The sequence below is a fragment of the Streptomyces sp. NPDC028308 genome (genome assembly GCF_055565855.1).
This window is the reverse complement of sequence record NZ_JBVHTO010000006.1, coordinates 207,492-231,602: the sequence shown is the minus strand read 5'-3', so window position 1 is coordinate 231,602 and position 24,111 is coordinate 207,492. Positions and strand designations below refer to the sequence as shown.

The following is a 24,111-nucleotide window of genomic DNA, read 5'->3' as shown; positions in this document are numbered from 1 at the left end:
TCCGGCGGGTGGGGGGACCGCGGATCCCGGCATGACGGCGGCCGGGCCCGGGCCTCCCGGGCGCGGTGACGGTCGATGCGGGCGGCGCCGCGGGAGCGGCCGGTCCGGCGCCGGCGGAAGCGACGCAGACGGGAACGGCACCTACGTCGAGAGCCCGGCGCAGGACCGGATCGGCCCGGCGCCGAAGGCGCCGGCAGCGGACCGGCGCGGCGCCGCGCCGCCGGTCAGTTCATGGAGTCCTTGTGCCGGATCTCGGAGTCGGGTCCCGGGGACATCACTGCCTCGTGCCCGTCCTGGAAGCGCACCCGGTAGGGAGGGGTGCCCTCCGTACCCATGACCTCGGTGATCTCTGCGACCTTGTCGTGCTGGCCGACGATCCTGCCGTGCGTCACCAGCTGGTCGCCCACGGTTGCACGCATGTGAGGGCCTCCTCGTCACGTGCGGGAGTAGCGGTCCATGCCGCAAGTCTACGGCCGTCGGGGCCGGTTGGACCGGCCCGTGCGCGGCGGTCAACCCCGCGTCCGCTGGGTGACCGCGATGCAGACCAGGACGGCCGCGGCCGTCAGCGGCGCGGCCGGTGTGAGGTGCTCGCCGAGGAGCAGCACCGACCACACCAGTGTGAGCAGCGGCTGTGCCAGCTGCAACTGGCTGGCCTTGGGGACGCCGATGGCGGCCATGCCGCGGTACCAGACGACCAGCCCGAGGAACTGTGAACCGGCCGCCACCCACAGCAGCCCGGTCACGCTGTGCCCGGTGAGCCGCACGGGTTCGTACGACAGCGCGACCAGGGCGCCGGGGACGGAGAGCGGCAGGCACAGGACCAGCGCCCAGCCGATGACCTGCCAGCCCGGCATCAGCCGGGCCAGCCGGCCCCCCTCGGTGTATCCGGCCGCGCAGACCAGCAGCGCGCCGAAGAGGTACGCGTCCGCGCCGGTCAGGGTGCCGCCGCTCTGCTGCACGGTGAACGCGATCACGGCGGCCGCCCCGGCGAGCGCGGCGGCCCAGAAGGTGCGGGAGGGCCGCGCCCCGGTGCGGAGCGCGGAGAGCAGCGCGGTCGTCAGCGGCAGCAGTCCGACCACGACGGCCGCGTGCGAGGTGGTGGCCGTCTCCAGCGCGAGCGTCGTCAGCAGCGGGAACCCGAGCACGACGCCTCCGGCGACGACCGCGAGCCCCGCCCAGTGTCGGCGGCCGGGCGGCGGCACCCGCAGCGCCAGCAGGCAGCCGCCCGCGACCAGCGCCGCGAGGACGCTGCGGACGGCGACCAGTGACCAGGGGCCGAACCCCTCCAGGCCCCAGGCCGTGGCGGGGAAGGTGAGCGAGAACGCCGTCACGCCGAGGGCGGCCAGCAAGGTGCCGGTGCGGGCGTCGGCGCGAGCGTCGCCGTGGCCGGGTGTGGTGCTCCGGTGCTCCGGGCCCGCGCCGCGAGCTGCGCCGAGTGTGCCGGTCTCGGTGTCGCCGGGGGTGCTGACCGCTATCGATGTCGGGGCAGTAGCGCTATCCTGTGCTGTCATGCAAGAGCGTAGCAGTGTGGGTGATCTGGCGAGCAGGCTGCGGAGCGAGCTCGACCGCTACTCTCCCGGTGGAAAGCTGCCGTCGAGCCGGGCCCTGGTGGAGCGGTTCCGGGTCAGTCCCGTGACCGTCTCGCGGGCGCTGGCGCAGCTGGCCGCCGAGGGACTGGTGGTCACGCGGCCGGGAGCCGGGGCCTTCCGGGCGCAGCCGCGCACCGCCCCCGCCGCCGGCGGGGACACCGCCTGGCAGACCGTGTCGCTCAGCGCCGACGCCGCCACCGAACTCGTCCCGCGCACCGTGGACGCCTCCGGCGTGCTGGTGTCGCTGGCCGCGCCGCCGCCCGGCGTGATCGAGTTCAACGGCGGCTACCTCCACCCCTCGTTGCAGCCCGAGCGGGCCATGGGCGCGGCCCTGTCACGGGCGGGACGGCGGCCCGGCGCATGGGCGCGACCGCCCGTCGAGGGCCTCACCGAGCTGCGGGAGTGGTTCGCCCGGGGCATCGGCGGAGCCGTCTCCGCGGCGGAGGTCCTGATCACCGCGGGTGGCCAGTCGGGCCTCACCACCGCCCTGCGCGCGCTCGCGCCGCCCGGCGCCCCCGTCCTCGTCGAATCGCCCACGTATCCGGGCATGCTCGCCATCGCCCGCGCCGCCGGCCTGCGACCCGTGCCGGTGCCGGTGGACCGGGACGGGGTGCAGCCCGCGCTGCTGGCCGACGCGTTCCGGGCGACCGGCGCCCGGGTCTTCGTCTGCCAGCCGCTCTTCCAGAACCCGACCGGCGCCGTGCTCGCACCGGAGCGCCGCGGTGAGGTGCTGCGCATCGCCCGCGCGGCGGGGGCGTTCGTCGTCGAGGACGACTTCGTGCGGCGGCTGGTCCACGAGGACGCGGGACCGCTGCCGCGACCGCTCGCCGCCGACGACACCGACGGGGTCGTGGTGCACGTCTGCTCGCTGACCAAGGCGACCTCGCCGAGCTTCCGGGTGAGCGCGCTCGCCGCCCGCGGCCCGGTCCTGGAGCGACTGCGCGCGATTCAGGTCGTCGACACCTTCTTCGTGCCGCGGCCCCTCCAGGAGGCGGCACTGGAACTCGTGGGCTCCCCGGCCTGGCCCCGCCATCTGCGGTCCGTTTCCGCCGAGTTGAAGACCCGCCGGGACACCATGACGTCAGCGCTGCGCCTGCACCTGCCCGAACTCGCCCTGCCGCACATCCCGTTGGGCGGCTACCAGCTCTGGCTGCGCCTGCCCGACGGCGCGGACGAGGCCGCGCTCGTCGCGGGCGCCCTACGTGCGGGCGTGGCTGTGACGCCCGGTCGTCCCTACTTCAGCGCCGAACCGCCCGCCGGACACGTCCGGTTGAGCTTCGCGGCCGTCGCGGGCACGGGCGAGATCGCCGAGGGCGTACGACGGCTGCGGGCGGCCTGCGACGAAGTGCTGTAGGTCCCCTCCGGCCGGCGGACCCGTGCCGGGCGCCGAGGTGGCTCCACGAGGGCGCCCCGACCGCCCCCGGGAGAGTGGCGTGTTCTCGTCAGTACCCTCAGTTACACCTATTGACCTGCGGACTTTCGCACTCCACCATCGCCGCATGCATCTTCGGGTCACCTTCGTCGCTGCCGCGCGCAGCTCCTCGCTGCTCGCCGAGCGTTTCGAGGACGACCGGCCGCTGGACCAGGCCGGCTGGGACGAGGTGCAGCGTGCCGCGCACGAGCTGGTGCCGCTCGCCGCGGCGGAGCTGCGCTACTGCTCGCCCACCCCGCGCAGCAGGGCGACCGGCGACGCGCTCGGCTACGCGCCGCTGGTGCAGCTCGCGCTGCGGGACTGCGACATGGGGCGCTGGCGCGGCTTCACCCTGGGCGAGGCGATGGCGCGCGAACCCGAGGCAGTCGACTCCTGGCTCGCCGATCCGCGCTCCGCCCCGCACGGCGGCGAGTCCCTGATGTCCTTCATCTCCCGGGTGGGCGGCTGGCTCGATACCCGGCCCGCCGACGACGGCAGCCGCATCGTCGCAGTCGCCGAACCCTCGGTGGTGCGGGCCGCGCTCGTCTACGCCCTGAAGGCCCAGCCGGCGACGTACTGGAACATCGACGTCCGCCCCCTGTCGACGGTCACCCTGACCGGGCACAACGGACGATGGAACCTGCGTCTTGAGTCCGGACTGCAACGCGTCTGAAGCCCTGCCGGCCGTACGTGTCGTAGCTCCGGTCGCGGCAGCCCGGGGTCAGTGACCGTGGCCCTGGCCGAGGGTGTCCTGGTCCGGCCGGACGTAGTCGGTGGTCAGGACGAGGTCCTTGGCGGGGCCGCCCACCCGCCACACCGTGCGCCAGCGACCGGCGTCGTCGACCGTGAACTCGCCCCGGTAGTGATCCGCCGCGCAGGGATGGACGGCGACATGGCGGCCCGTGGACAGGTCGAGGTCGTGGAAGGGGCGTCCGTCGGAGAACCGTACGTCCGCGGTGCCCGCCCGGCCCCCGGGCAGGAACCACAGCGTCCGCTCCGCGGGCCGGGGCGTGCCCTGCCACACGAAGGTGCCGGACTCGTGGTGCAGGAGACCGTCCCCGCCGTCCTCCAGGGGCGAGAAGACCGTCGTGCCCGTGAACCGTCCCTCGGTGCCCGCCGCGAGGTCCACCACCCGGCGCTCCACCCGCCAGCTTCCGGCCAGAAACGCCAGCACGTCGGCCACCGGCCTGAACTCGCCCATCCCGTCCCGCTCTCCGTCACATCCGACCCGCGTACCGGCGGCACGGCGCGAGGGGGTGAACCCCTGTTACCGCGCTTCCGCCCCCTCCCTATCTTGCCGTTCGAAGTGCTGGTCGACGTCCGTGCCATCGAACCACTCGGCGGGACGCGGTAGCCGTGGAAGTCGGCGTGGCCCTCCGGGTGCCGTCGGGTGGCAGGGCGCCGGCCGGCCGCCAGACGGCGGCGGGCCGGGGTGGAGTGCGTTCCCGTCGGTCCCGGGCCGGGGTGAGGTGACTGCGTATGTGCCGCCCGGAGAGGCGCGCGTCCGCGTCAGTCCCGGGGCGAGGTGGCTCGCGTTCCCGTCGCGGAGCCCGGTCCCGCGGTGTCAGCCCACTCGCTCGGCGAGGAAGGCCTCCCAGGTCCGCTCGCCCACGTCGTTGCCCCGCAGCGCGAGGTTCTCGCCCGCGCGGTAGGCCCGGCCCGCCTTCCCGGGCATCCGCACCGGCATCAGCGGGCGGCGCTTGCCGCGCGCGCCAAGATAGCCGCGCAGCAGGTCGCCGAGCGGGTACACCTTCGGACCCGCCAAGTCGGGCACCAGACCGGCTGGCTGATCGAGCGTCAGCTCCGCCAGCCGGGCCGCCACCTCGCGCGAGTCCACGGGCTGCAACCGCAGCCCGCCGGGCACCGGCACGACCGGCATGCGCGCCATCTTCTCCGCCATCATGAGGACGAGGTCGTGGAACTGGGCCGCCCGCAGCATCGTCCACGGCACACCCGAGTCCATGATCGCCGTCTCGGCCGCCCGCTGGGTCCTGAACCAGCCCAGGGGCACGGTGTCCGCCCCGATGACCGAGATGTGGACGAGGTGCTTCACTCCGGCGCGCCGCGCGGCCCCCACCAGGTTCCGGGCCACCTTGTCGTCGCCCTTGTTGCCGCCCGCCAGGTGCAGCACGGTCTCCACCCCGGCGAGCGCCGCGTCGAGGCCCTCGCCGGTGAGCAGGTCGACGGCGACGTACTCGACGCCGTCGCCGGACGCGCCGCCGCTGCGGTTCAGCACCCGTACCTCGCGGCCGGCCGCCCTCAGCATCGGGACGACGTGGCGCCCCAGGTTGCCCGTACCGCCGGTGACCAGGATCGGGGAGGTCGTCATGGCAACTCCTGAACTGTTCGGTCCGGGAGCCGTTCTCCCGGTACTTTCGACTGCGCTGTGCGGATCTACTGCTCTGACACCCGGCGACGAAGGAATGTGACACGGTGGACGGACACGAATCGCTGACGGAGCGCTTCGAGGAGCGGCGCTCCCATCTGCGGTCGGTGGCGTACCGGATGCTCGGCTCGCTCAGCGAGGCCGACGACGCCCTCCAGGAGGCCTGGCTGCGGGCCGGCCGCGCCGATGTCACGAAGGTCGAGAACTTCGGCGGATGGCTCACCACGGTGGTGGCCCGGGTCTGCCTGAACATGCTGCGGTCGCGTGAACACCGCCGCGAGGACCCCCTCGACGGGCAGGTGGCGCACCCGGTCGTCCAGCCGGAGTCCGGGGGCGACCCCGTGCGGGAGGCGGAACTGGCCGACTCGGTGGGGCTCGCGATGCTGGTGGTGCTCGACACACTGGCGCCCGCCGAGCGTCTCGCCTTCGTGCTGCACGACATGTTCTCCGTGCCCTTCGACGAGATCGCCCCGATGATCGAGCGTTCGCCGGCCGCGACGCGGCAGCTCGCCAGCCGTGCGCGCCGCCGGGTCAGGGGCGGCGGCACGGTTCCCGCGGCCGATCTCGCCCGTCAGCGCGAAGTGGTCGGGGCGTTCCTCGCCGCCACCCGGGGCGGCGACTTCGACGCGCTGGTCAGCCTGCTCCACCCCGATGTGGTGCTCCGGGCCGACAAGGCCGTCATCCCCAGCCCGGAGCCGATCGTCGTCAGCGGCGCGCAGGTCGTGGCCAAGGGCGCGATGGCCGCCATGGAGCGCGCCCTGGCCACCGAGCCGGCGCTGGTCGGCGGACGCGTCGGCCTCGCGATGGCTCCGCTCGGACGGCTTCGCCTCATGCTCGCCTTCACGGTCACCGACGGCGGGATCACCGAGATCGAGGTGATCGCGGAACCGGACCGCCTCCGCGAGGTCGACCTGGCCGTCCTGGACGCCTGACCCCACGGCCCCGGCCCGCCACCGACGGCGGGCCGGGACCGTGGGCCGTACGATCCCGGCGTTCGGGGCACGGGGCCGCCATGAGGCGTGGCGTACGCGGCTGGTCACCGGGCGCCCGTGATCTCGGACGCCACCGGGACGCACGCGGGGCCCGGACAGTGAACTGGCAAGCCGCGTAAGCCGGGTGTCCCGACCAGAGGGTCGGACGGTCCCGCACGCCGAGGGCGCCGGCCAGAGAATCGGCCGGTCCCGTTCGCCGGGTGTCCTGGACAGTGAACACGCAAGCCCCGCAAGCCGAGCGTCGCCGCCATTGAACTGGCCGGTCCCGTACGCCGAGGGCCCCGGACAGTGAACCCGCAAGCCGTCCGCCAGTCGCCCCGGCCAGTGAACCGGCAAGCCCGGGACCCCGGGCGTCCCCGAAAACCCTTGGACGGGTCCGGCCGGAACGGGCGAGGATCCGCCCTTGTGACGATGCCGAAACCGCTGCTCGCCGAGTCCGCCGCCCGCAACAACGCCGAGTGGTGCGCGGCCATGAGCCGGGCGCACGGCCTGGCGGGCGAGTTCACCGCACAGGCGTGGGCCTCACCGTCCCGTACGCCGCCGTACTACCCGGATGCCGTGACCCTGGTGCCGGGCGCCGACCCGGAGGCGCTCACGGCCCGGATCGACACCACGGCGCCCGGCGCCTCCGTCAAGGACTCCTTCGCCGACCTCGACCTCGGCGCCGCGGGCTTCCGGGTGCTGTTCGAGGCGCAGTGGATCCACCGCCCGGCGACGGCCCCGGCAGAGCCCGTCGCGGGCCCCGTGTGGCACGTGGTCCGCGACCCGGCCACCCTGCGCGCCTGGGCGCTGGCCTGGGACGACGGCGACGGGCATGCGGACGTGTTCCGTCCCGGACTCCTCGACGACCCCGCCGTCCACGTGCTGGCCGGGGTCTCACCGGACGGCCGGGTGACCGCCGGCGCGGTGGCCGGCCGGAGTGAGCAGGTGGTCGGTGTCTCCAACGTCTTCGCCGAGGAGGGCGGCCCGGACGCGGCCTGGCCGTTCGTCCTGGAGGCGCTGCACCGGCTGCATCCCGGCCTGCCGGTGGTCGGCTACGAGCACGGCGACGACCTCACGGCCGCCCTCCGCCACGGCTTCGAACCCGTCGGCCCCCTCCGGGTCTGGCTGCACGCGGGACCCGGCGCGGAACCCCCGGCCCCTGCCTGACAGGCCTTGACGGAACGGGACTTCAGAGGTCTCGGTCCCCGCAGGCGCCGTCGGCGGTCGCGTCCCCGCCGGTCTCCCGCGTCACCCGGTGATGAGGCTGACGGCCCTGGTGCGCCCGGTGGCCGTACTCAACTGCCAACCCCGGCCTCCCACTTGCGGCGGCGGAGCGCGGCCTCGCTCATCAAGTGGCGGCTTCTTTGCAGGAGTTCGCCCACCTCCGGGTCACGGAACCGGAGGTGCGCGGACGGCCGCCAGCCCTGTACGGACCGCCCGGCCCGGGTGCGTACCGTCTCGTCCGGATCCTCCAGCAGACCGACCGCCGCCCGCAGCGCCGCGAGGCCGCCCAGCGCGTCGAGCAGTCGCAGCGCACCGATGCGGACGTGCCGAGGCCATGCGGAACCGGTGCGTTCCAGCAGCAGGTCGGCGGGGATTTCCGCCACGTAGGGCAGCAAAGCGACGGCCGTCTCGCGGACGACCCCGGGGGCCGGGTCGTCGAGGAGCGGGCGCAAGCGGTGCGTGTCCACCCGGTCCAGCGCCCGCAGCCCCGCCACCGCCCGCGCCCGCACCCCGTCCGCCGGGTGCGCGAGCAGCGGCCACAGCAGGCCGGCGTCCGCGCCCTCCCCGCACTCGGCGAGCCCGCTGACCGCACCGGGCGGCGGACCGAGACCCTCCGGCGCCGCGCACCGCTTCCGGTACCAGGCGGCCGGGTCACCTCCGTGCTGCCGTACGACGTAGCGGGCGCACGCACGCACCAGCGCCGACCGGTCAGCCAGGAACGCCTCCGCCTCAGCCGGACGCCCCGCCCGCCGCAGCGCGGTGACCCCGGCCGAGCGGGTACGCGGGTTGCGCGCGGACAAGAGGGGGAGCAGCACCTCCTCGTACACGTCCTCGTCCCCCACGGCCGTGAGCGCCGCCGAGGCGCACAGATCCTGGACCACGGTGTCCTCGTCCTCGGCCGCCACGCGGGCCAGCTCGGCGGGGCCGATCAGCCGGCCCTCCACGGCCGGCCCGTAGGCGAACCTCCGCACGGCCCGGTCGTGGTCGGCGAAGAGCGGTTCGAGGCGATCCAGGGGTGCCCGGCGCAGGGCCTCGCCGAGGACGTCGACGCCGAAGGCACCCCTGTCGCGGCGACCGACACGGAGGACGAGCGGTGCGAGGGCGAGGGCCGCGTCCAGGTCCAGCGCCTCGCGCAGCAGCCGCCGGGCGGCCTCGCGGACCGGGGCCGCCCAGTCGGCGCAGCGGATCACGACCAGGGGCAGCAGACCGGGGTACCCGGCCGCCTGGTGCACCGCCTCCTGACGGACCCGCCCGTCCCAGTGGCAGAGGGCGAGAGCCAGCCGGGACTCGTCGAGCCCGGGCCGGCCGGAGAGCTGCGACGCGGACCGGTTCCACCAGGACAGGTGCCGCAACCGGTGACGGGGCAGCGCGCGCACTCCCGCGTCCAGCGCGAGCCAGGCGCCGGGGTCCGCGACGGCGAGCGCGTCCCCGAGCGGCACACCGTGCGACAACCGCACCGCCGCCGCCGCTCCGTCTTCGTCACCCACGTCTTCCGGCATTTCCACCCCTTCGGCTGCCCTCCCGGGTGATCGTAGGGTGCCGGGCTCGTGCAGGCGTGCGAGATACGGCGCGTGATCGCCGACGGAATCCACCGGGCGCCCAGTGCCACGGGAGCTGGCGGAACCGGCGGGCGGCTCCCGCGCCCCGGTGCGTCTCGCGGCCGGCGTGCACCGGAACGGATTGCATAAACGTGCAGCGAAACGTATAGTCATGCCATCCAAGAGGAGGGTTTCATGGCGGTACGTGCGGCAGTGGCGGGAGCGAGCGGATACGCGGGCGGGGAACTGCTGCGTCTGCTCCTGGTCCACCCCGGGATCGAGATCGGCGCTCTGACCGGCAACTCCAACGCGGGCCAGCGCCTGGGCGCACTGCAGCCGCACCTGCTGCCCCTCGCCGACCGCGTCCTCCAGGAGACCACCCCCGAGGTCCTCGCCGGCCACGACGTCGTCTTCCTCGCGCTGCCGCACGGGCAGTCCGCCGCCGTCGCCGAGCGGCTCGGTCCCGACGTCCTCGTCGTGGACATGGGCGCCGACTTCCGGCTCAAGGACGCCGCGGACTGGGAGCGTTTCTACGGCTCCGCGCACGCCGGGACCTGGCCGTACGGCCTCCCCGAACTGCCGGGTGCCCGCGCCGCGCTGGAGGGGTCCAAGCGCATCGCGGTGCCCGGCTGCTACCCGACGGCCGTCTCGCTGGCGCTCTTCCCCGCGTACGTGGCCGGGCTCGCCGAGACCGAGGCCGTGATCGTCGCCGCCTCGGGCACCTCCGGCGCCGGCAAGACGCCCAAGGCGCACCTGCTGGGCAGCGAGGTCATGGGCTCCATGTCGCCGTACGGCGTCGGCGGCGGCCACCGGCACACCCCCGAGATGATCCAGAACCTGAGCGCGGCCGCGGGCTCGCCCGTCTCGGTCTCCTTCACGCCGACCCTCGCGCCGATGCCGCGCGGCATCCTCGCCACGTGCAGCGCCAAGGCCCTGCCCGGCGTCACCGCCGAGTCCGTACGGGCCGCGTACGAGAAGGCGTTCGCGGACGAGCCGTTCGTGCACCTGCTGCCCGAGGGGCAGTGGCCCGCCACGGCGTCCGTCCACGGTTCCAACGCCGTTCAGATCCAGGTCGCGTTCGACGCCGCCGCGCACCGGATCATCGTGATCAGCGCCATCGACAACCTGACCAAGGGCACCGCGGGCGGTGCCGTCCAGAGCATGAACCTCGCCCTCGGGCTTCCCGAGGACACGGGTCTTTCCACGATCGGAGTCGCACCGTGAGCGTCACGGCAGCACAAGGGTTCACGGCGTCGGGCATCGCCGCCGGGATCAAGGAGAACGGCAACCCCGACCTGGCCCTCGTGGTCAACAACGGGCCCCGCCTCGCCGCCGCGGGCGTCTTCACCTCCAACCGCGTGAAGGCCGCGCCGGTCCTCTGGTCCGAGCAGGTCCTCAAGGGCGGACTCGTCTCCGCGGTCGTCCTCAACTCCGGCGGTGCCAACGCCTGTACGGGACCGCAGGGCTTCCAGGACACGCACGCCACCGCCGAGAAGGTCGCCGAGACGCTCGACGTGAACGCGGGCGAGGTCGCCGTGGCCTCGACCGGTCTGATCGGCGTGCTGCTGCCGATGGACAAGCTCCTCCCGGGAGTCGAGCTGGCCGCGGCCCAACTCTCCGAGCACGGCGGTGAGAAGGCCGCCATCGCCATCAAGACGACCGACACCGTCCACAAGACCTCGGTGCGCCAGGGCGACGGCTGGACCGTCGGCGGCATGGCCAAGGGCGCCGGCATGCTCGCCCCCGGCCTCGCCACCATGCTCGTCGTCCTGACCACGGACGCCGACGTGGACACCGCGACCCTGGACCGGGCGCTCCGCGACGCCACCCGGGTCACCTTCGACCGGGTCGACTCCGACGGCTGCATGTCCACCAACGACACCGTGCTGCTGCTCGCGTCCGGCGCCGCCCAAGTCACGCCCGCCTACGAGGAGTTCGCGGAGGCCGTACGGGCGGTCTGCGACGACCTCGGCCAGCAGCTGATCCGGGACGCCGAGGGCGCCAGCAAGGACATCAAGGTCGAGGTCGTGAACGCGGCGAGCGAGGAGGACGCCGTCGAGGTGGGCCGCTCCATCGCCCGCAACAACCTCCTCAAGTGCGCCATCCACGGCGAGGACCCCAACTGGGGCCGTGTCCTGTCCGCCATCGGCACCACCCGGGCCGCCTTCGAACCGGACCGTCTGAACGTCGCCATCAACGGCGTGTGGGTCTGCAAGAACGGCGGCGTGGGCGAGGACCGCGAACTGGTCGACATGCGCTACCGCGAGGTGCACGTCGTCGCCGACCTCGCCGCGGGCGACGCGACCGCCACCATCTGGACCAACGACCTCACCGCCGACTACGTCCACGAGAACAGCGCGTACTCCTCATGAGCACCACGCGGAAGCACACCGCCCTGCCCAAGGCGCAGATCCTCATCGAGGCGCTGCCCTGGCTCACCCGGCACCACGGCCGGACCGTCGTCATCAAGTTCGGCGGCAACGCCATGATCGACGACGAGCTGAAGGCCGCCTTCGCCCAGGACGTGGTGTTCCTGCGGCACGCCGGCCTCAAGCCCGTCGTCGTGCACGGCGGCGGACCGCAGATCAGCGCCGCCCTCGACCGGCACGGCATCGTCAGCGAGTTCAAGGCGGGCCTGCGCGTCACCACCGAGGACGCGATGGACGTCGTCCGCATGGTGCTGGCCGGGCAGGTGCAGCGCGAACTGGTCGGACTGCTCAACCAGCACGGGCCGTTCGCCGTCGGGATGACCGGCGAGGACGCCCACACCATCACCGCCACCAGACACCGGCCGCGCATCGACGGTGAGTCCGTCGACATCGGCCGGGTCGGCGAGATCACCGAGATCGACACGGGCGCGATCGAGGCACTGCTCGCCGACGGCCGGATCCCGGTCGTCTCCTCGATCGCCCGCTCCCAGGACGACGGACATGTCTACAACGTCAATGCTGATACGGCGGCTGCGGCACTCGCTGCGGCTCTTGGTGCCGAGACCCTGATGGTCCTGACCGACGTCGAGGGCCTCTACGAGGACTGGCCGGACTCCGACGAGGTGATCAGCCGGCTCACCGCGAGCCAGCTGGAGAAACTCCTCCCGGAGCTGGCCAGCGGCATGGTGCCGAAGATGGAGGGCTGCCTGCACGCCGTACGCAACGGCGTCAACACCGCCCGGGTCATCGACGGCCGGGTCCAGCACTCGATCCTGCTGGAGATCTTCACCGACGAGGGGATCGGCACGATGGTCGTGCCGGACGAGGAAGAGGGGGACGCCGCATGACCGCCAACGAGGACCTGACACAGCGCTGGCAGGGCGCGCTCATGGACAACTACGGCACCCCGCGCCTGCCCCTCGTCCGCGGGGCGGGCACCAAACTGTGGGACGCCGACGGCAACCAGTACCTCGACTTCGTCGGCGGGATCGCGGTCAACGCGCTCGGGCACGCCCACCCGGCGGTCGTCGAGGCCGTGAGCACCCAGATCGCCGCCCTCGGCCACGTCTCCAACCTCTTCGTCGCCGAGCCGCCCGTCGCGCTCGCCGAACGGCTGCTCCAGCTCTTCGGGCGGGAGGGCCGCGTCTACTTCTGCAACTCGGGCGCCGAGGCCAACGAGGGCGCCTTCAAGATCGGCCGGCTGACCGGGCGTCCGCACATGGTCGCGACGGACGGCGGCTTCCACGGCCGGACCATGGGCGCGCTCGCCCTCACCGGCCAGCCCGGCAAGCGGGAACCGTTCCTGCCGCTCCCCGGCGACGTCACCCACGTGCCGTACGGTGACGCGCAGGCCCTGGCCGAAGCGGTCACCGAGGACACCGCGCTCGTGATCATCGAGCCGATCCAGGGCGAGAACGGCGTCGTCGTGCCGCCCCCCGGCTATCTGAAGGCCGCCCGCGCCATCACCGCCGCCACCGGCAGCCTGCTGGTCCTCGACGAGGTGCAGACCGGCATCGGCCGCACCGGCTCCTGGTTCGCCTACCAGGCCCACGAGGGCGTCCTGCCGGACGTCGTCACCCTCGCGAAGGGCCTCGGCGGCGGACTGCCGCTCGGCGCGACCGTCGCCTTCGGCCGCGCGGCCGAGCTGCTGAAGCCCGGTCAGCACGGCACGACCTTCGGCGGCAACCCCGTCGTGTGCGCCGCCGGACTCGCCGTGCTCGACACCATCGAGTCCGAGGGACTGCTGGAGAACGTCAAGCGCGCGGGCGAGAGGCTCCGGGACGGAATCGAGTCCCTCGGGCACCCGTTGATCGACCACGTCCGGGGCGCCGGCCTGCTGCTGGGTATCGTGCTCACCGAGCCGCTCGCGTCCCAGGCGCAGCAGGCGGCTCAGGACGCCGGCCTCCTGGTGAACGCGCCCGCCCCCGATGTCGTACGGCTGATGCCCCCGCTGAACCTCGGCGAGGACGACGTGGACGCGTTCCTCCGGGCCCTGCCCGGTGTCCTCGACGCCCTCGACGGGGACGGACGATCCGGAGAATGAGACGACGATGAGTCAGGCGCAGGAGCACGAGCACGAGCACGCGGGGCCCGCCGTGCCGCAGACCCGCACCGCACGCCACCGCCGGATCGTGGACATCCTCAACCGGCAACCGGTGCGCTCGCAGAGCCAGTTGGCGAAGCTTCTCGCGGACGACGGGCTGACCGTCACCCAGGCGACGCTCTCCCGGGACCTGGACGAGCTGAACGCGGTCAAGATCCGCAACAACGACGGCGACCTCATCTACGCGGTACCGAGCGAGGGCGGATTCCGCACCCCGCGCGCGCCGCTGGGCGAGTCGGCGAAGGAGGAGCGGATGCGGCGGCTCTCGGCCGAGCTGCTGATCTCCGCGGAGGCGTCCGCGAACCTCGTGGTCCTGCGGACTCCGCCCGGTGCCGCGCAGTTCCTCGCCTCGGCCATCGACCAGGCCGAACTGCACGACATCCTCGGCACCATCGCGGGCGACGACACGCTGATGCTGATCAGCCGGGAGCCGAGCGGCGGGCAGGCCCTGGCGGACCATCTGCTGCGGCTGGCCCAGAACGGGCACTGACCCGGCGGCCCCTTCGCGACGCGGCCGTGCCCCGCGTGGGCGGCGCGAGCGGGGGCAGTTGCTCGCACGGGGCTCGACGGCGATCCCCGCCGGCAGAGGTGCGTGCTCGTCCCGGACGAGGAAGCCGGTGTCCTCAGCCGGAACGGAGGGGGAGCCATGAACCAGTGGGCCTACGGTCTTCTCATCATCGCGGTCCCAGGAGTTGCGGCCTTCGCCATGTGGGCCCAGTCGGCGAGCGCGCGCGACTACTGGCGCCGCCGCCGAGGGCAGTAGACGCGGGGCGTCTGCCCGAGCCCGGGCCGGGAGACTCCGGGGCCGCCGGCCGCTCGCACTCAGGGGAGAGGGGCCGGCGGACGCGACGCGCGACAGCCGCCGGGCCGGAACGGGAGGCGGCGGGGCCGGGATCACCCGAGGCGCCCGGCCAGCCCGCTGGTGCAGCGCACCTCGTCGCCCGCCGTGACGAGCAGCGCCTCCACGTCCGGCAGGGACTCCAGCCAGCCGAGGCCCTCCCGCGAGCCCATCGCGAATGCCGCCGTGGCCCAGCAGTCCGCCCAGGTCAGGCGGGGTGCCACGACCGTGACGGCGACCAGGTCGGTGACCGCGGACCGGCCGGTCCGGGGATCGACGATGTGGTCGCCGCGCTCGGCGGTGCCGGAGGTGGCGACGGCCAGTTCGTCCGCGGCGGCGGCGGAGATCACGGCCGCCAGCCCGCCCGGCCGCAGCGGGTCCGACACGCCGACCCGCCAGGACCGCTCGGGTCCGGGCACGCCGAGCAGTTGCACGTCCCCGCCGCCGTTGACGCTCACCCCGCTCGCCCCGGCCCCCGCGAGACACCGGGCGGCCCGTTCGGCGGCCCAGCCCTTGACGATCCCCGTCGGGTCGAGCCGTCCCTCGTACCGCAGGCTGAACCAGCCGTGGCTCGCGCGCTCGGCCTCGGCGCCCAGCTCCAGCACCTCGGCGACCACCGGATCGCACCGCGCCTCCGTCAGCTCCCCGCGGGCCAGCCGGGAGACCTGGCTGTCCTCGCGGTACGTGCTGAACAGCTCGTCCACCCGGTGCAGCCCGGCCACGGCCTCGCGCAGCGCGGCCTCGACGGCGGCGGGCTCCCCACCGCGGACGTCGAAGGAGAAGACGGTCCCCATGACCTCCTCCGCGTGCCGCACCACGGCGGGGGTCCGTGCCGGCTCGGCCACCGTGTCAGCCACCGGCCTTGTCCAGGGCGGACTGGAGGGACTGCTTGTATCCGGCGCTGGTGTAGGTGGCGCCGGTGACGGTGTCGATGTCGGCGGTTCCGGCGGTGACGGCCTGTTGGTTGAGGCGGGGTACGGCGTCGTCGGTGACCTGGGTGCTGCGTCCGCCGCTGGGTGCCTGGACGGCCTCGGCCTTGGTGATCTTGCCGCCGGCGAGGGTGAGGCGTACCTGCACGGGCCCGTACTGGGTGCTGGCGACAGCGCCGGTGACCGTACGGGCCTGCGACGACTGCTGGGAGCTGCCGCCCTGCGGCGACTCCTGCCCCGCCACCGACTGCTGGGGCGCCCCGCCCGCCGACGCGGCGGCCGGATCGGACGCGGGCTTCAGCGACAGCAGCAGGACGATCCCGGACACGGTGGCGGCGGTGGCGAGCACGACGCGCCGAATGGGGTGGCTCTTCTTCATCGCTCCTGACTCCCGTCGCTCACATCTCGAACGACTCGTGATGGATACGGCGGGCGGGGACCCCCGCGCCGCGCAGTGCCTCGTACACCTGCTGCGCGAAGCCGGGCGGGCCGCACAGGAAGACGTCGTGGCGTTCGATGTCCGGCAGCTTGCGCCGCAGGGTCTCCGCGGAGATGTCCGGGCGCTCCCCGTCGGGGCTGTTCACCGCGTACATCAGCCGCGCCCCGCGCTCCTCGGCGATCGCCGCGAGCTCGTCCCAGAGGGCCAGGTCCTGCGTGCTGTTGGCCCGGTACAGCAGCGTCAGGTCGCCGGCCGCGCCGGGCAGCGTCTCGAACAGCGCCCGCATCGGGGTGATGCCCACGCCGCCCGCGACCAGCAGCACCTTGCCGCGGCTGCGCCGGGCCGCCGTCAGCGCCCCGTAGGGTCCCTCGGCCCAGACGCGGGTGCCGGGCTCCAGATCGCGCAGCGCCGCGCTGTGGTCGCCGATCGCCTTCACGGTGATCCGCAGCATGTCCGGGCGCGGCGCCGCCGACAGGGAGTACGGGTGCGAGCTGAGCCGCATGCCGGGCGCGAGGAAGCGCCAGCGGAAGAACTGCCCCGCCTCGGCGCCCATGCGGTGCAGCCGGCGGCCCCGGATCAGCACCGACACGATGCCGGGCGTCTCCTCGATGACCGCCTCGACGCGCATCCGGTGCCGCAGGTTCAGCCGGACCGGCACCAAGACGCGGTACCAGAGGACCAGGGCGGTCACCGACCCGTACAGCCCGTACCAGACGGTCTTCGCGGTGGGCTCGACGGCGAACTCGTTGCCGGTGGACAGCTGGTGCCAGAACGTCAGGAACACGGCCGCGTACGTGAGCAGGTGCACGTGGTACCAGAGGTCGTACGGGATCCTGCGCCGTACCGGACCGATCGAGATGAGCCCGATGAACAGCAGCAGGCCCGTGCCGATCGCCGCCTTGCCCATGTCCGGCAGCTGCTGGACCGAGTCGACGGTCTGCTGGACGACCCCGGTGAAGGTGCGGCCGGCCTGGAGCGCGTACCCGTACATGATCAGCACCAGGTGGGCGACGACCAGGCAGAGCGTGTAGCGGCCGCTCATCGCGTGCCACCGGGCGACCCGGTCCGAGCCGACGCGGCGCTCCAGCGCGGGCACCCGGGCCATCTGCAGCACCACGAGCGCCATCAGGTACCCGGCGAGCAGCCCGGTGATCCGGCCGGCGTTGAGCACCTTCCCGCTGCCGTCCGCGATGGACGGGGTGTTGCTCCACCACAGCCAGATCACCCCGGCCGCACCGGCCCAGACGGCGATCAGCAACGGGACGGCGGGCGAGCGTCGAGGGCGGATACGGCGCATGGTCTGGCGCCGCGCGGCGCGACCACCGGCGATCGTGGACACGGTTCCTCCGTGTTCCTCCGTGGGGACGGGGCGAGGGGAGTGGCCCCCTGGCCCAGAGATACGGCCCACGACGGCGGTCCGTTCAGAGGTCCCGCGCCCAACTGCGGCGCCGGGGGCCGGTCCGGTACGAGGACCGGCGCGTGGCACACCCGCGGGGGCGTCCGAACGGCTCGCTAGTACCGCGTGATCGCGGTCGCCCCGCCCGCCGTCCCGATCGCGATGTGCGGTTCCCGCTCCGGGTCCGCCCACCGCAGGATCCGCCGCATCGCCGACGCTGGCACGGACACGCAGCCCGCCGTCGCCCCGCGCCCGTCGACGTGGAGGAAGATGCCGGCGCCCCGCCCCCGCACCGGGCGCTCGTAGTTGAAGCCGATGACGAAGGCGTACGCGTACTGGTCCCGGTAGGAGATCAGGTGCTCGGACTCCGCGGCCCGGCAGTCGGAGGGGCGGGGCTCGGTCCAGCGGTTGTAGGCGCGGGAGTCGTTGTCCTGGCACCACCACGAGTTCCGGTGGACCCGGCGGTAGGGGGTGGCCGTCCCGCCGGGCGCGGCCTCGATCCCGAACGCGTACGGCAGGTCGTACAGGCCGGTGGGGGTCGTGTTCGTGCCCTGCCGACGCGAGGCGCCCTCGGTCAGCCCGGCGGCGCCGAAGCGGGCCGGCGCGGAACCGGCCTCGACCCAGCGCCCGCGGCGCCGCTCCCACCAGATGACGGTGCCGGTCGTGGCGGAGGTCCGGGCGGCCCGGGCGGTGATGAGCTGGCTGCCGCCGCCGGTGTCCGCCATCAGCTCCGGAAGCGCGGGCGGGCCGCTCGGGGCCAGGGCGAACAGGGACGCGGACGCGAGTGCGGCGGCAGCGAGGCGCATGGCTCAGACGGTAGTGGGGGGCAGCGGCAACGGCAGCCCGGGTAGGCCGTCCAGGCTGGTCGCCACGTGGTCCTTCTTGTGGAAGTACGCGTCCAGCGAGGCGTCGTCCTCGCGGGCGAAGCGCTTGGCGTGCAGATCACGGTCCTCGTCGTACGACATGAAGGGGACGGCGTACCCGCAGGTGTCCCGGATCAGGGCGGCGGTGACCACGACGACCGCGCGGAGGCCGTGCTGCGCCGGGTCGATGTGCGGGAAGTGCGCCAACAGCTCCCGGAAGCGCGGGTCGTCGCGGAAGACGGGCTCTCCCCGGCCGTGCACGCGCACGATGTTCGGCGGGCCCTGGAAGGCGCACCACATGAGGGTGATGCGACCGTTCTCCCGCAGATGCGCGATGGTCTCGGCGTTGCTCCCGGCGAAGTCCAGGTAGGCGACGGTCAGTTCGTCGATCACCGCGAAGGAGCCGGTGAGTCCCTTGGGCGAGAGGTTGACGGTGCCGTCCCCGGACAGGGGCGCGGTCGCGGTGAAGAAGATGGGCTGCGCCTCGATGAAGGTGCGCAGTCTGCCGTCTATGCGTTCGTAAGTCTTTCCCATGTCTAACGATTATCGGGCACGATCCTTTGCCTGTCTAAGGAATTGAGGGTTACGTTTCCGCGGGTCAGGCGACCGCTCGGGCCGGTGACGTGCCGACGTGGGTGGTGGCGGGCGTCGACTCCGATGGGTGCGAACGGCGGTCGTCGGCGCCGGTGGTGGCGGGCCGGGCCCTTCCGTGGCCGCCCCGGCCGGCGCACGGGGCGGCCACGGCGCCCGCGCCCGTCGGGAGCGCGGGCGGCCAGGGAGCCGGTCCCTGGGGCTCGGTGGCATCCGGCGGCGGTGGCGGAGCCGTCGGCGCCGGAGCCCCGTCTTCCCGGCCGACGGGAGGTGTGAACGTGGCGCCTGCGCCCGATGAGGCATACGAGAGACCGTGGTGCGTCGTTCACCAGGGCGCGGGCTCCCTCCCGGGTGCTCGATTGACGAATCATGCAGAGTTCTGCATACTCATGCATGACAGGGTTCGCGCGACGAAGGGAACACCGTGACGGAGCGCGCCGCGACCGCCCGCCCGGGTGGCCCCGGCACCACCGTCGCCCCCGGCCGGCGCACCGGGAGACCCCTGTCGCCGAAGCTCGCCGCGACGCGGGACCTCGCCCGACCGACAGCGTGAAGACCACCGCCCGCCCGCACGCGCGGGGAGGCGGCGGCACACCCACAGCCTTGAGGAGCAGAGCAAGTGAGCAGCAACAGCGGTGACGTACGGCTCTGGGGCGGTCGTTTCGCCGACGGTCCCGCCGAGGCCCTGGCGAAGCTGTCCGCGTCCGTCCACTTCGACTGGCGGCTCGCGCCCTACGACATCGCCGGTTCCCGTGCCCACGCGCGCGTGCTCCACAAGGCGGGCCTGCTCACTGCCGACGAGCTCGGACGGATGCTGGACGGACTGGACCGGCTCGAACAGGACGTGGCCTCCGGCGAGTTCGTCGGAACCATCGCCGACGAGGACGTCCACACCGCCCTCGAACGCGGCCTTCTGGAGCGCCTCGGCCCGGACCTCGGCGGCAAGCTCCGCGCCGGCCGGTCCCGCAACGACCAGGTGGCGACCCTCTTCCGGATGTACCTGCGCGACCACGCGCGGATCATCGGCGGCCTGATCGCCGACCTCCAGGACGCGCTGGTCGGCCTCGCGGAGGCGCACCCCGACGTGGCGATGCCCGGCCGCACCCATCTCCAGCACGCCCAGCCGGTGCTGTTCGCCCACCACGTGCTCGCCCACGTGCAGTCCCTGTCCCGGGACGCCGAGCGGCTGCGCCAGTGGGACGAGCGGACCGCCGTGTCGCCGTACGGTTCGGGCGCGCTCGCGGGTTCCTCCCTCGGCCTGGACCCCGAGGCGGTCGCCGCGGACCTCGGCTTCGAGCACGGCAGCTCCGGCAACTCCATCGACGGCACCGCCTCCCGGGACTTCGTCGCCGAGTTCGCCTTCATCACCGCGATGATCGGCGTCAACCTCTCCCGCATCGCCGAGGAGATCATCATCTGGAACACGAAGGAGTTCTCCTTCGTCACCCTCCACGACGCCTTCTCCACCGGCTCGTCGATCATGCCGCAGAAGAAGAACCCGGACATCGCGGAGCTGGCGCGCGGCAAGTCGGGCCGCCTCATCGGCAACCTGACGGGCCTGATGGCCACGCTCAAGGCCCTGCCGCTGGCGTACAACCGCGACCTCCAGGAGGACAAGGAGCCGGTCTTCGACTCCTGCGACCAGCTGGAGGTCCTGCTGCCCGCCTTCACCGGCATGATGGCCACGCTGACCGTCAACCGCGAGCGCATGGAGGAACTGGCCCCGGCCGGCTTCTCGCTGGCCACCGACATCGCCGAGTGGCTGGTGCGGCAGGGCGTGCCGTTCCGCGTCGCGCACGAGGTCGCCGGCGAGTGCGTGAAGGTCGCCGAGGCCGACGGCGTCGAGCTCGACGGGCTCACCGACGAGCAGTTCGCGAAGATCTCCCCGCACCTGACGCCGGAGGTGCGCGGTGTCCTGAACGTGCCGGGGGCGCTGGCCTCCCGCAACGGCCGCGGCGGCACGGCGCCGAGCGCGGTCGCCGTACAGCTCGCCGAGGTCAAGGCGGACCTGGCCGCGCAGCACGCCTGGGCCACCGCGAAGAAGTAGCACCCCGCGTCCGCGAGGGCGTCGCGGGTTACGTTGGTCGCAAGCCGTCAAGGAGCCGACCCCAACGGAGCCCGCGATGCCCTTCGCCCGACTCGCCTCGGCGACCACGCCCACCGCCCACATCGGCCTGGGCCTCGCCGCCGTCGGCCGCCCCGGCTACATCAACCTCGGCCGCGAGGACGACCTGCCGGCGGAGCGCAGCGTCGACGCCCTGCGCGAGCGCACCCACGAACTCCTGGACGCCGCGTACGCCCAGGGCGTGCGCTACTTCGACGCGGCCCGCTCCTACGGCCGCTCCGAGGAGTTCCTCGCCGACTGGCTGCGCGCCCGTCCCGAGGTCGACGACGTCGTCGTCGGCAGCAAGTGGGGCTACACCTACACGGCCGGCTGGCGCACCGACGCCGAGGCGCACGAGGTCAAGGACCACGGGCTCGCCACCTACGAGAGGCAGCGCGCCGAGACCGCCGCGCTGCTGGGCGACCGCCTCGACCTCTACCAGATCCACTCGGTGACCCCGGACAGCCCGGCCCTCACCGACAAGGAACTGCACGCGCGGCTCGCCGAGGCCGCGGCCGGGGGCCTGTCCGTCGGGTTCTCGACCAGCGGGCCCGCCCAGGCCGACGCCATCCGCGCCGCGCTCGCCGTCACGGTGGAGGGCGAGCCCCTCTTCCGGACCGTCCAGGCCACGTACAACGTGCTGGAGACCTCGGCCGGGCCCGCGCTCGCCGAGGCGCACGCCGCGGGGCTCGGCGTGATCGTCAAGGAGGGCATGGCGAACGGGCGCCTGGCTGCCCCGCACGCGCCGGGCGCGGTCCAGGACATCGCTCGGGAGACGGGGCTGACCGCCGACGCCGTCGCCCTCGCCGCCGTGCTGCACCGGCCCTGGGCCGACGTCGTCCTGTCCGGCGCGGCCACCACCGGCCAGCTCGCCTCCAACCTGCACGCGGCCGTCGTCACCCTCGACGAGGGACAGTCCGCCCGGCTGAACGCGCTCGCCGAGGACCCGTACGCCTACTGGGAGCGCCGCGCCCAACTGCCCTGGCACTGAGCACCGGACTCACCGCCGCACCCCGCGACGGTGAGCTCCGCATGCCTCCAGTGAGACAAAGTTGTCTCATATGGTCTACCCTTGTCTCATGGCCGTCGACCGTGACCACGTACTCCGCAGCGCCGCAGCCCTGCTGACCCGCAAAGCCACCTCCACCATGGACGAGGTCGCCAAGGCGGCCGGGATCAGCCGTGCCACGCTGCACCGCCAGTTCGCCGGGCGCGACGCCCTGGTCCGCGCGCTGGAGGACCTGGGCATCCGGGAGTGCGAGGCGGCGCTCGACGCGGCCCGGCTGGACGAGGGGCCCGCCAGCGAGGCCGTACGCCGGCTGGTGCGGGAGATCGAGCCGGCGGCCGGCCTGCTGGCGTTCCTGGTCACCGAGAACCAGCTGTTCGAGGGGGACACCCAGCACGAGGGCTGGGCCCGGCTCGACGCCCGCATCGCCGCGCTGTTCCGGCGCGGCCAGGACAGCGGCGAGTTCCGCATCGACCTCACCCCCGCCTGGCTCACCGAGGCCCTCTACGGGCTGATCGGCTCGGGTGCCTGGGCCGTGATGGACGGCCGGGTGGCCGCCAACGACTTCCAATTCATGATCGTCGAGCTGCTGCTCGGCGGCGCACTACGGAGAGTGGAACCATGACCAGCACCGACCAGCGGACCGTCGCGGCGGAGGTGGAGCGGCGCCCCAGGCGCTGGCTCGCCCTCTCCGTCCTCGTCCTCGCTGTGCTGCTGGTGGCCGTCGACGCGACCGTCCTCGGCCTCGCCACGCCCTACATCAGCGAGGACCTGCAGCCCTCCGGCACCCAGCTGCTCTGGATCGGCGACGTCTACTCCTTCGTCATCGCCGGCCTGCTCGTCTCCATGGGCAGCCTCGGCGACCGCATCGGCAGGAAGCGCCTGCTGCTCGTCGGCGCCACGGCGTTCGGCGCGATCTCGGTGCTCAACGCCTACGCCACGTCACCGGAGATGATGATCCTGGCGCGGGCCCTCCTCGGTGTCGCGGGCGCGACCCTGATGCCGGCCACGCTCGCCCTGATCCGCAACCTCTTCCACGACCCGCGCGAACGCAGTCTCGCCGTCGGCATCTGGGGCGCCACCGCCTCCGCCGGCACCGCGGTCGGCCCGGTGGTCGGCGGTTTCCTGCTCGAACACTTCTGGTGGGGCTCGGTCTTCCTCATCAACCTGCCCGTGATGGCGGTGCTCGTCCTCGTCGGCATCAAGCTGCTGCCCGAGTCGCGCAACCCCGACCCGGGTCCCTGGGACCTGATCAGCGTCGTCCTCTCGCTGGTCGGCATGATCGGCATCGTGTACGCCGTCAAGGAGGCCGCCACGCACGGGCCCACCTGGACGTCGTCGGGCGTCGGCCTGCTGGGCGCCGCCGCACTCCTCGGCTTCGTGCGCCGCCAACTCACGCTGCCCGCACCCCTGCTGGACATGCGGCTGTTCCGCCACCGCGGGTTCTCCGGGGCCGTGCTGGCCGACCTGCTGACCATCCTCGGACTGTCCGGGCTGGTCTTCTTCCTCTCGCAGTACCTGCAACTCGTGCAGGGCCGGGCGCCGTTCGAGGCGGGGCTCGCCGAGATCCCGGCCGCGGTCGGGGCGGTCGCGGCGGGACTGATCGCGGGCACGGTCGCCCGGCGCTTCTCGGTGCGCGCGGTCGTCTCCGGCGGTCTGGCCGCCGTGGGCGCGGCGCTCGCGGTGCTCACCCTGCTCGGCGAGTCCACCGGCTACCCGCTGATCGGCGCCGCGCTCCTGGTCGTCGGCATCGGCGCGGGCTTCTCGTTCACCGTCACCGCCGACGTGATCCTCTCCAGCGTGCCCAAGGAGCAGGCGGGCGCGGCGTCCGCGGTCTCCGAGACGGCGTACGAACTCGGCGCGGCCCTCGGCATCGCCGTGCTCGGCTCGATCGTGACCGGCGTCTACCGGGACTTCGCCGGTCCCGCGGGCACCCCTGAGGCGGCGCGTGAATCCCTCGGCGGCGCCGTCGAGGCGGCGGCCGGACTGCCGGCCGACACCGCCGAGGCCATGCTGTCCTCGGCCCGGGGCGCCTTCGTCGAGGGACTGGCGCTCGCGTCGGGCGTGGGCGCGGCGGTACTGCTCGCCACGGCCGTGGCGGCATGGTTCCTGCTGCGCGGCCAGCGGCTGTAGAGCACCCCGCGTGTCGGGGGAGCGGAACGAAAGCGGGCCGCGGGGGGGGGGCCGGGGCCCCCCCCCGCCCCCCCCCCCCCCCGCCGGGCGGGGGGTTGAGGGCCGAGCCGGAGGGTGGGCAAAGAAGCAGCTAAAAAATGCCGGGATGGGCGCAAAA

The 24,111-nt window shown here is 73.6% G+C and carries 23 protein-coding genes; 13 read left to right on the top strand and 10 right to left on the bottom strand.

Features of this window, described 5'->3' with window-relative positions; translation table 11 throughout:
• Positions 1-224: 224 nt before the first annotated feature.
• Both ACZ4VA_RS15525 and ACZ4VA_RS15520 read right to left on the bottom strand, forming a co-directional pair.
• A complete protein-coding gene (locus ACZ4VA_RS15525) occupies positions 225-419 on the bottom strand; it encodes a DUF1918 domain-containing protein (RefSeq protein ID WP_356175321.1) in 195 nt (64 codons plus the stop codon).
• A gap of 90 nt (positions 420-509) precedes the next feature.
• Positions 510-1,511: a DMT family transporter gene (locus ACZ4VA_RS15520; protein ID WP_356244473.1), complete on the bottom strand. Its 1,002-nt coding sequence runs from the start codon at positions 1,509-1,511 to the stop codon at positions 510-512.
• On the opposite strand from ACZ4VA_RS15520, the gene ACZ4VA_RS15515 reads away from it, so the two are divergent.
• The gene (locus ACZ4VA_RS15515) at positions 1,510-2,943 is read left to right on the top strand and encodes an aminotransferase-like domain-containing protein (RefSeq protein WP_355789251.1); all 1,434 of its coding nucleotides are present in this window, start codon (positions 1,510-1,512) and stop codon (positions 2,941-2,943) included. The genes ACZ4VA_RS15520 and ACZ4VA_RS15515 overlap by 2 nt on opposite strands.
• Before the next feature lie 145 nt (positions 2,944-3,088).
• Positions 3,089-3,673 (top strand): histidine phosphatase family protein, encoded by a 585-nt coding sequence (locus ACZ4VA_RS15510; RefSeq protein ID WP_355789248.1) that lies wholly within the window; start codon positions 3,089-3,091, stop codon positions 3,671-3,673.
• 48 nt (positions 3,674-3,721) lie between these two features.
• Here ACZ4VA_RS15510 and ACZ4VA_RS15505 read toward each other — a convergent pair whose 3' ends face one another.
• Both ACZ4VA_RS15505 and ACZ4VA_RS15500 read right to left on the bottom strand, forming a co-directional pair.
• Positions 3,722-4,201, bottom strand: coding sequence for a DUF6314 family protein (locus ACZ4VA_RS15505; protein ID WP_355789246.1), 480 nt, complete (start codon positions 4,199-4,201; stop codon positions 3,722-3,724).
• Positions 4,202-4,564: 363 nt separating this feature from the next.
• On the bottom strand, positions 4,565-5,329 hold the full coding sequence (locus ACZ4VA_RS15500; protein WP_355789243.1) for an SDR family oxidoreductase: 765 nt from the start codon (positions 5,327-5,329) through the stop codon (positions 4,565-4,567).
• A 104-nt stretch (positions 5,330-5,433) separates the two neighbouring features.
• Here ACZ4VA_RS15500 and ACZ4VA_RS15495 point away from each other — a divergent pair, with 104 nt between their 5' ends.
• Both ACZ4VA_RS15495 and ACZ4VA_RS15490 read left to right on the top strand, forming a co-directional pair.
• Positions 5,434-6,318: a sigma-70 family RNA polymerase sigma factor gene (locus ACZ4VA_RS15495; RefSeq protein WP_468081654.1), complete on the top strand. Its 885-nt coding sequence runs from the start codon at positions 5,434-5,436 to the stop codon at positions 6,316-6,318.
• A gap of 471 nt (positions 6,319-6,789) precedes the next feature.
• Positions 6,790-7,527 carry a hypothetical protein gene (locus tag ACZ4VA_RS15490; RefSeq protein WP_355786730.1) on the top strand — a complete coding sequence of 246 codons (738 nt, stop codon included), beginning with the start codon at positions 6,790-6,792 and terminating at the stop codon, positions 7,525-7,527.
• A gap of 128 nt (positions 7,528-7,655) precedes the next feature.
• Here ACZ4VA_RS15490 and ACZ4VA_RS15485 read toward each other — a convergent pair whose 3' ends face one another.
• The gene (locus tag ACZ4VA_RS15485) at positions 7,656-9,083 is read right to left on the bottom strand and encodes a hypothetical protein (protein WP_356244471.1); all 1,428 of its coding nucleotides are present in this window, start codon (positions 9,081-9,083) and stop codon (positions 7,656-7,658) included.
• 234 nt (positions 9,084-9,317) lie between these two features.
• Here ACZ4VA_RS15485 and argC point away from each other — a divergent pair, with 234 nt between their 5' ends.
• Genes argC through ACZ4VA_RS15460 form a run of 5 tightly spaced genes read left to right on the top strand, consistent with a single transcriptional unit; the run spans position 9,318 to position 14,145 of the window.
• Positions 9,318-10,346 (top strand): N-acetyl-gamma-glutamyl-phosphate reductase, encoded by a 1,029-nt coding sequence (gene argC / locus ACZ4VA_RS15480; RefSeq protein ID WP_355788735.1) that lies wholly within the window; start codon positions 9,318-9,320, stop codon positions 10,344-10,346.
• Positions 10,343-11,494: a bifunctional glutamate N-acetyltransferase/amino-acid acetyltransferase ArgJ gene (gene argJ / locus ACZ4VA_RS15475; protein ID WP_356175341.1), complete on the top strand. Its 1,152-nt coding sequence runs from the start codon at positions 10,343-10,345 to the stop codon at positions 11,492-11,494. Before argC ends, argJ begins: the two co-directional genes overlap by 4 nt.
• Positions 11,491-12,399: an acetylglutamate kinase gene (argB, locus tag ACZ4VA_RS15470; RefSeq protein WP_356244466.1), complete on the top strand. Its 909-nt coding sequence runs from the start codon at positions 11,491-11,493 to the stop codon at positions 12,397-12,399. Before argJ ends, argB begins: the two co-directional genes overlap by 4 nt.
• Positions 12,396-13,595 (top strand): acetylornithine transaminase, encoded by a 1,200-nt coding sequence (locus ACZ4VA_RS15465; protein WP_356175344.1) that lies wholly within the window; start codon positions 12,396-12,398, stop codon positions 13,593-13,595. The genes argB and ACZ4VA_RS15465 overlap by 4 nt, the downstream gene beginning before the upstream one ends.
• A gap of 7 nt (positions 13,596-13,602) precedes the next feature.
• Positions 13,603-14,145 carry an arginine repressor gene (locus ACZ4VA_RS15460; RefSeq protein WP_389391073.1) on the top strand — a complete coding sequence of 181 codons (543 nt, stop codon included), beginning with the start codon at positions 13,603-13,605 and terminating at the stop codon, positions 14,143-14,145.
• A 404-nt stretch (positions 14,146-14,549) separates the two neighbouring features.
• Here the strand turns inward: ACZ4VA_RS15460 and ACZ4VA_RS15455 are convergent, their stop codons facing one another.
• The 5 genes from ACZ4VA_RS15455 to ACZ4VA_RS15435 all read right to left on the bottom strand — a co-directional run bounded on the left by ACZ4VA_RS15455 (position 14,550) and on the right by ACZ4VA_RS15435 (position 18,654).
• Positions 14,550-15,350 carry an FAD:protein FMN transferase gene (locus ACZ4VA_RS15455; protein ID WP_389391074.1) on the bottom strand — a complete coding sequence of 267 codons (801 nt, stop codon included), beginning with the start codon at positions 15,348-15,350 and terminating at the stop codon, positions 14,550-14,552.
• Entirely contained in the window at positions 15,343-15,801 is a 459-nt protein-coding gene (locus ACZ4VA_RS15450) for an FMN-binding protein (RefSeq protein ID WP_468081649.1), read from the bottom strand. The genes ACZ4VA_RS15455 and ACZ4VA_RS15450 overlap by 8 nt, the downstream gene beginning before the upstream one ends.
• Positions 15,802-15,820: 19 nt before the next feature.
• The gene (locus ACZ4VA_RS15445; protein ID WP_355790659.1) at positions 15,821-17,158 is read right to left on the bottom strand and encodes a ferredoxin reductase family protein; all 1,338 of its coding nucleotides are present in this window, start codon (positions 17,156-17,158) and stop codon (positions 15,821-15,823) included.
• 215 nt (positions 17,159-17,373) lie between these two features.
• Positions 17,374-18,063, bottom strand: a complete 690-nt coding sequence (locus tag ACZ4VA_RS15440) for a L,D-transpeptidase family protein (RefSeq protein WP_468081647.1) — start codon at positions 18,061-18,063, stop codon at positions 17,374-17,376.
• A gap of 3 nt (positions 18,064-18,066) precedes the next feature.
• Positions 18,067-18,654 (bottom strand): pyridoxamine 5'-phosphate oxidase family protein, encoded by a 588-nt coding sequence (locus ACZ4VA_RS15435; RefSeq protein ID WP_356175358.1) that lies wholly within the window; start codon positions 18,652-18,654, stop codon positions 18,067-18,069.
• A gap of 676 nt (positions 18,655-19,330) precedes the next feature.
• Between ACZ4VA_RS15435 and argH the strand changes: the two genes are divergently transcribed.
• The 4 genes from argH to ACZ4VA_RS15415 all read left to right on the top strand — a co-directional run bounded on the left by argH (position 19,331) and on the right by ACZ4VA_RS15415 (position 23,954).
• Positions 19,331-20,758 (top strand): argininosuccinate lyase, encoded by a 1,428-nt coding sequence (argH, locus tag ACZ4VA_RS15430; protein WP_355794211.1) that lies wholly within the window; start codon positions 19,331-19,333, stop codon positions 20,756-20,758.
• 76 nt (positions 20,759-20,834) lie between these two features.
• The gene (locus tag ACZ4VA_RS15425) at positions 20,835-21,806 is read left to right on the top strand and encodes an aldo/keto reductase (protein ID WP_468081644.1); all 972 of its coding nucleotides are present in this window, start codon (positions 20,835-20,837) and stop codon (positions 21,804-21,806) included.
• An 88-nt stretch (positions 21,807-21,894) separates the two neighbouring features.
• On the top strand, positions 21,895-22,446 hold the full coding sequence (locus ACZ4VA_RS15420) for a TetR/AcrR family transcriptional regulator (protein ID WP_356175364.1): 552 nt from the start codon (positions 21,895-21,897) through the stop codon (positions 22,444-22,446).
• Entirely contained in the window at positions 22,443-23,954 is a 1,512-nt protein-coding gene (locus ACZ4VA_RS15415; RefSeq protein ID WP_356175367.1) for an MFS transporter, read from the top strand. The genes ACZ4VA_RS15420 and ACZ4VA_RS15415 overlap by 4 nt, the downstream gene beginning before the upstream one ends.
• Positions 23,955-24,111 lie beyond the last annotated feature (157 nt).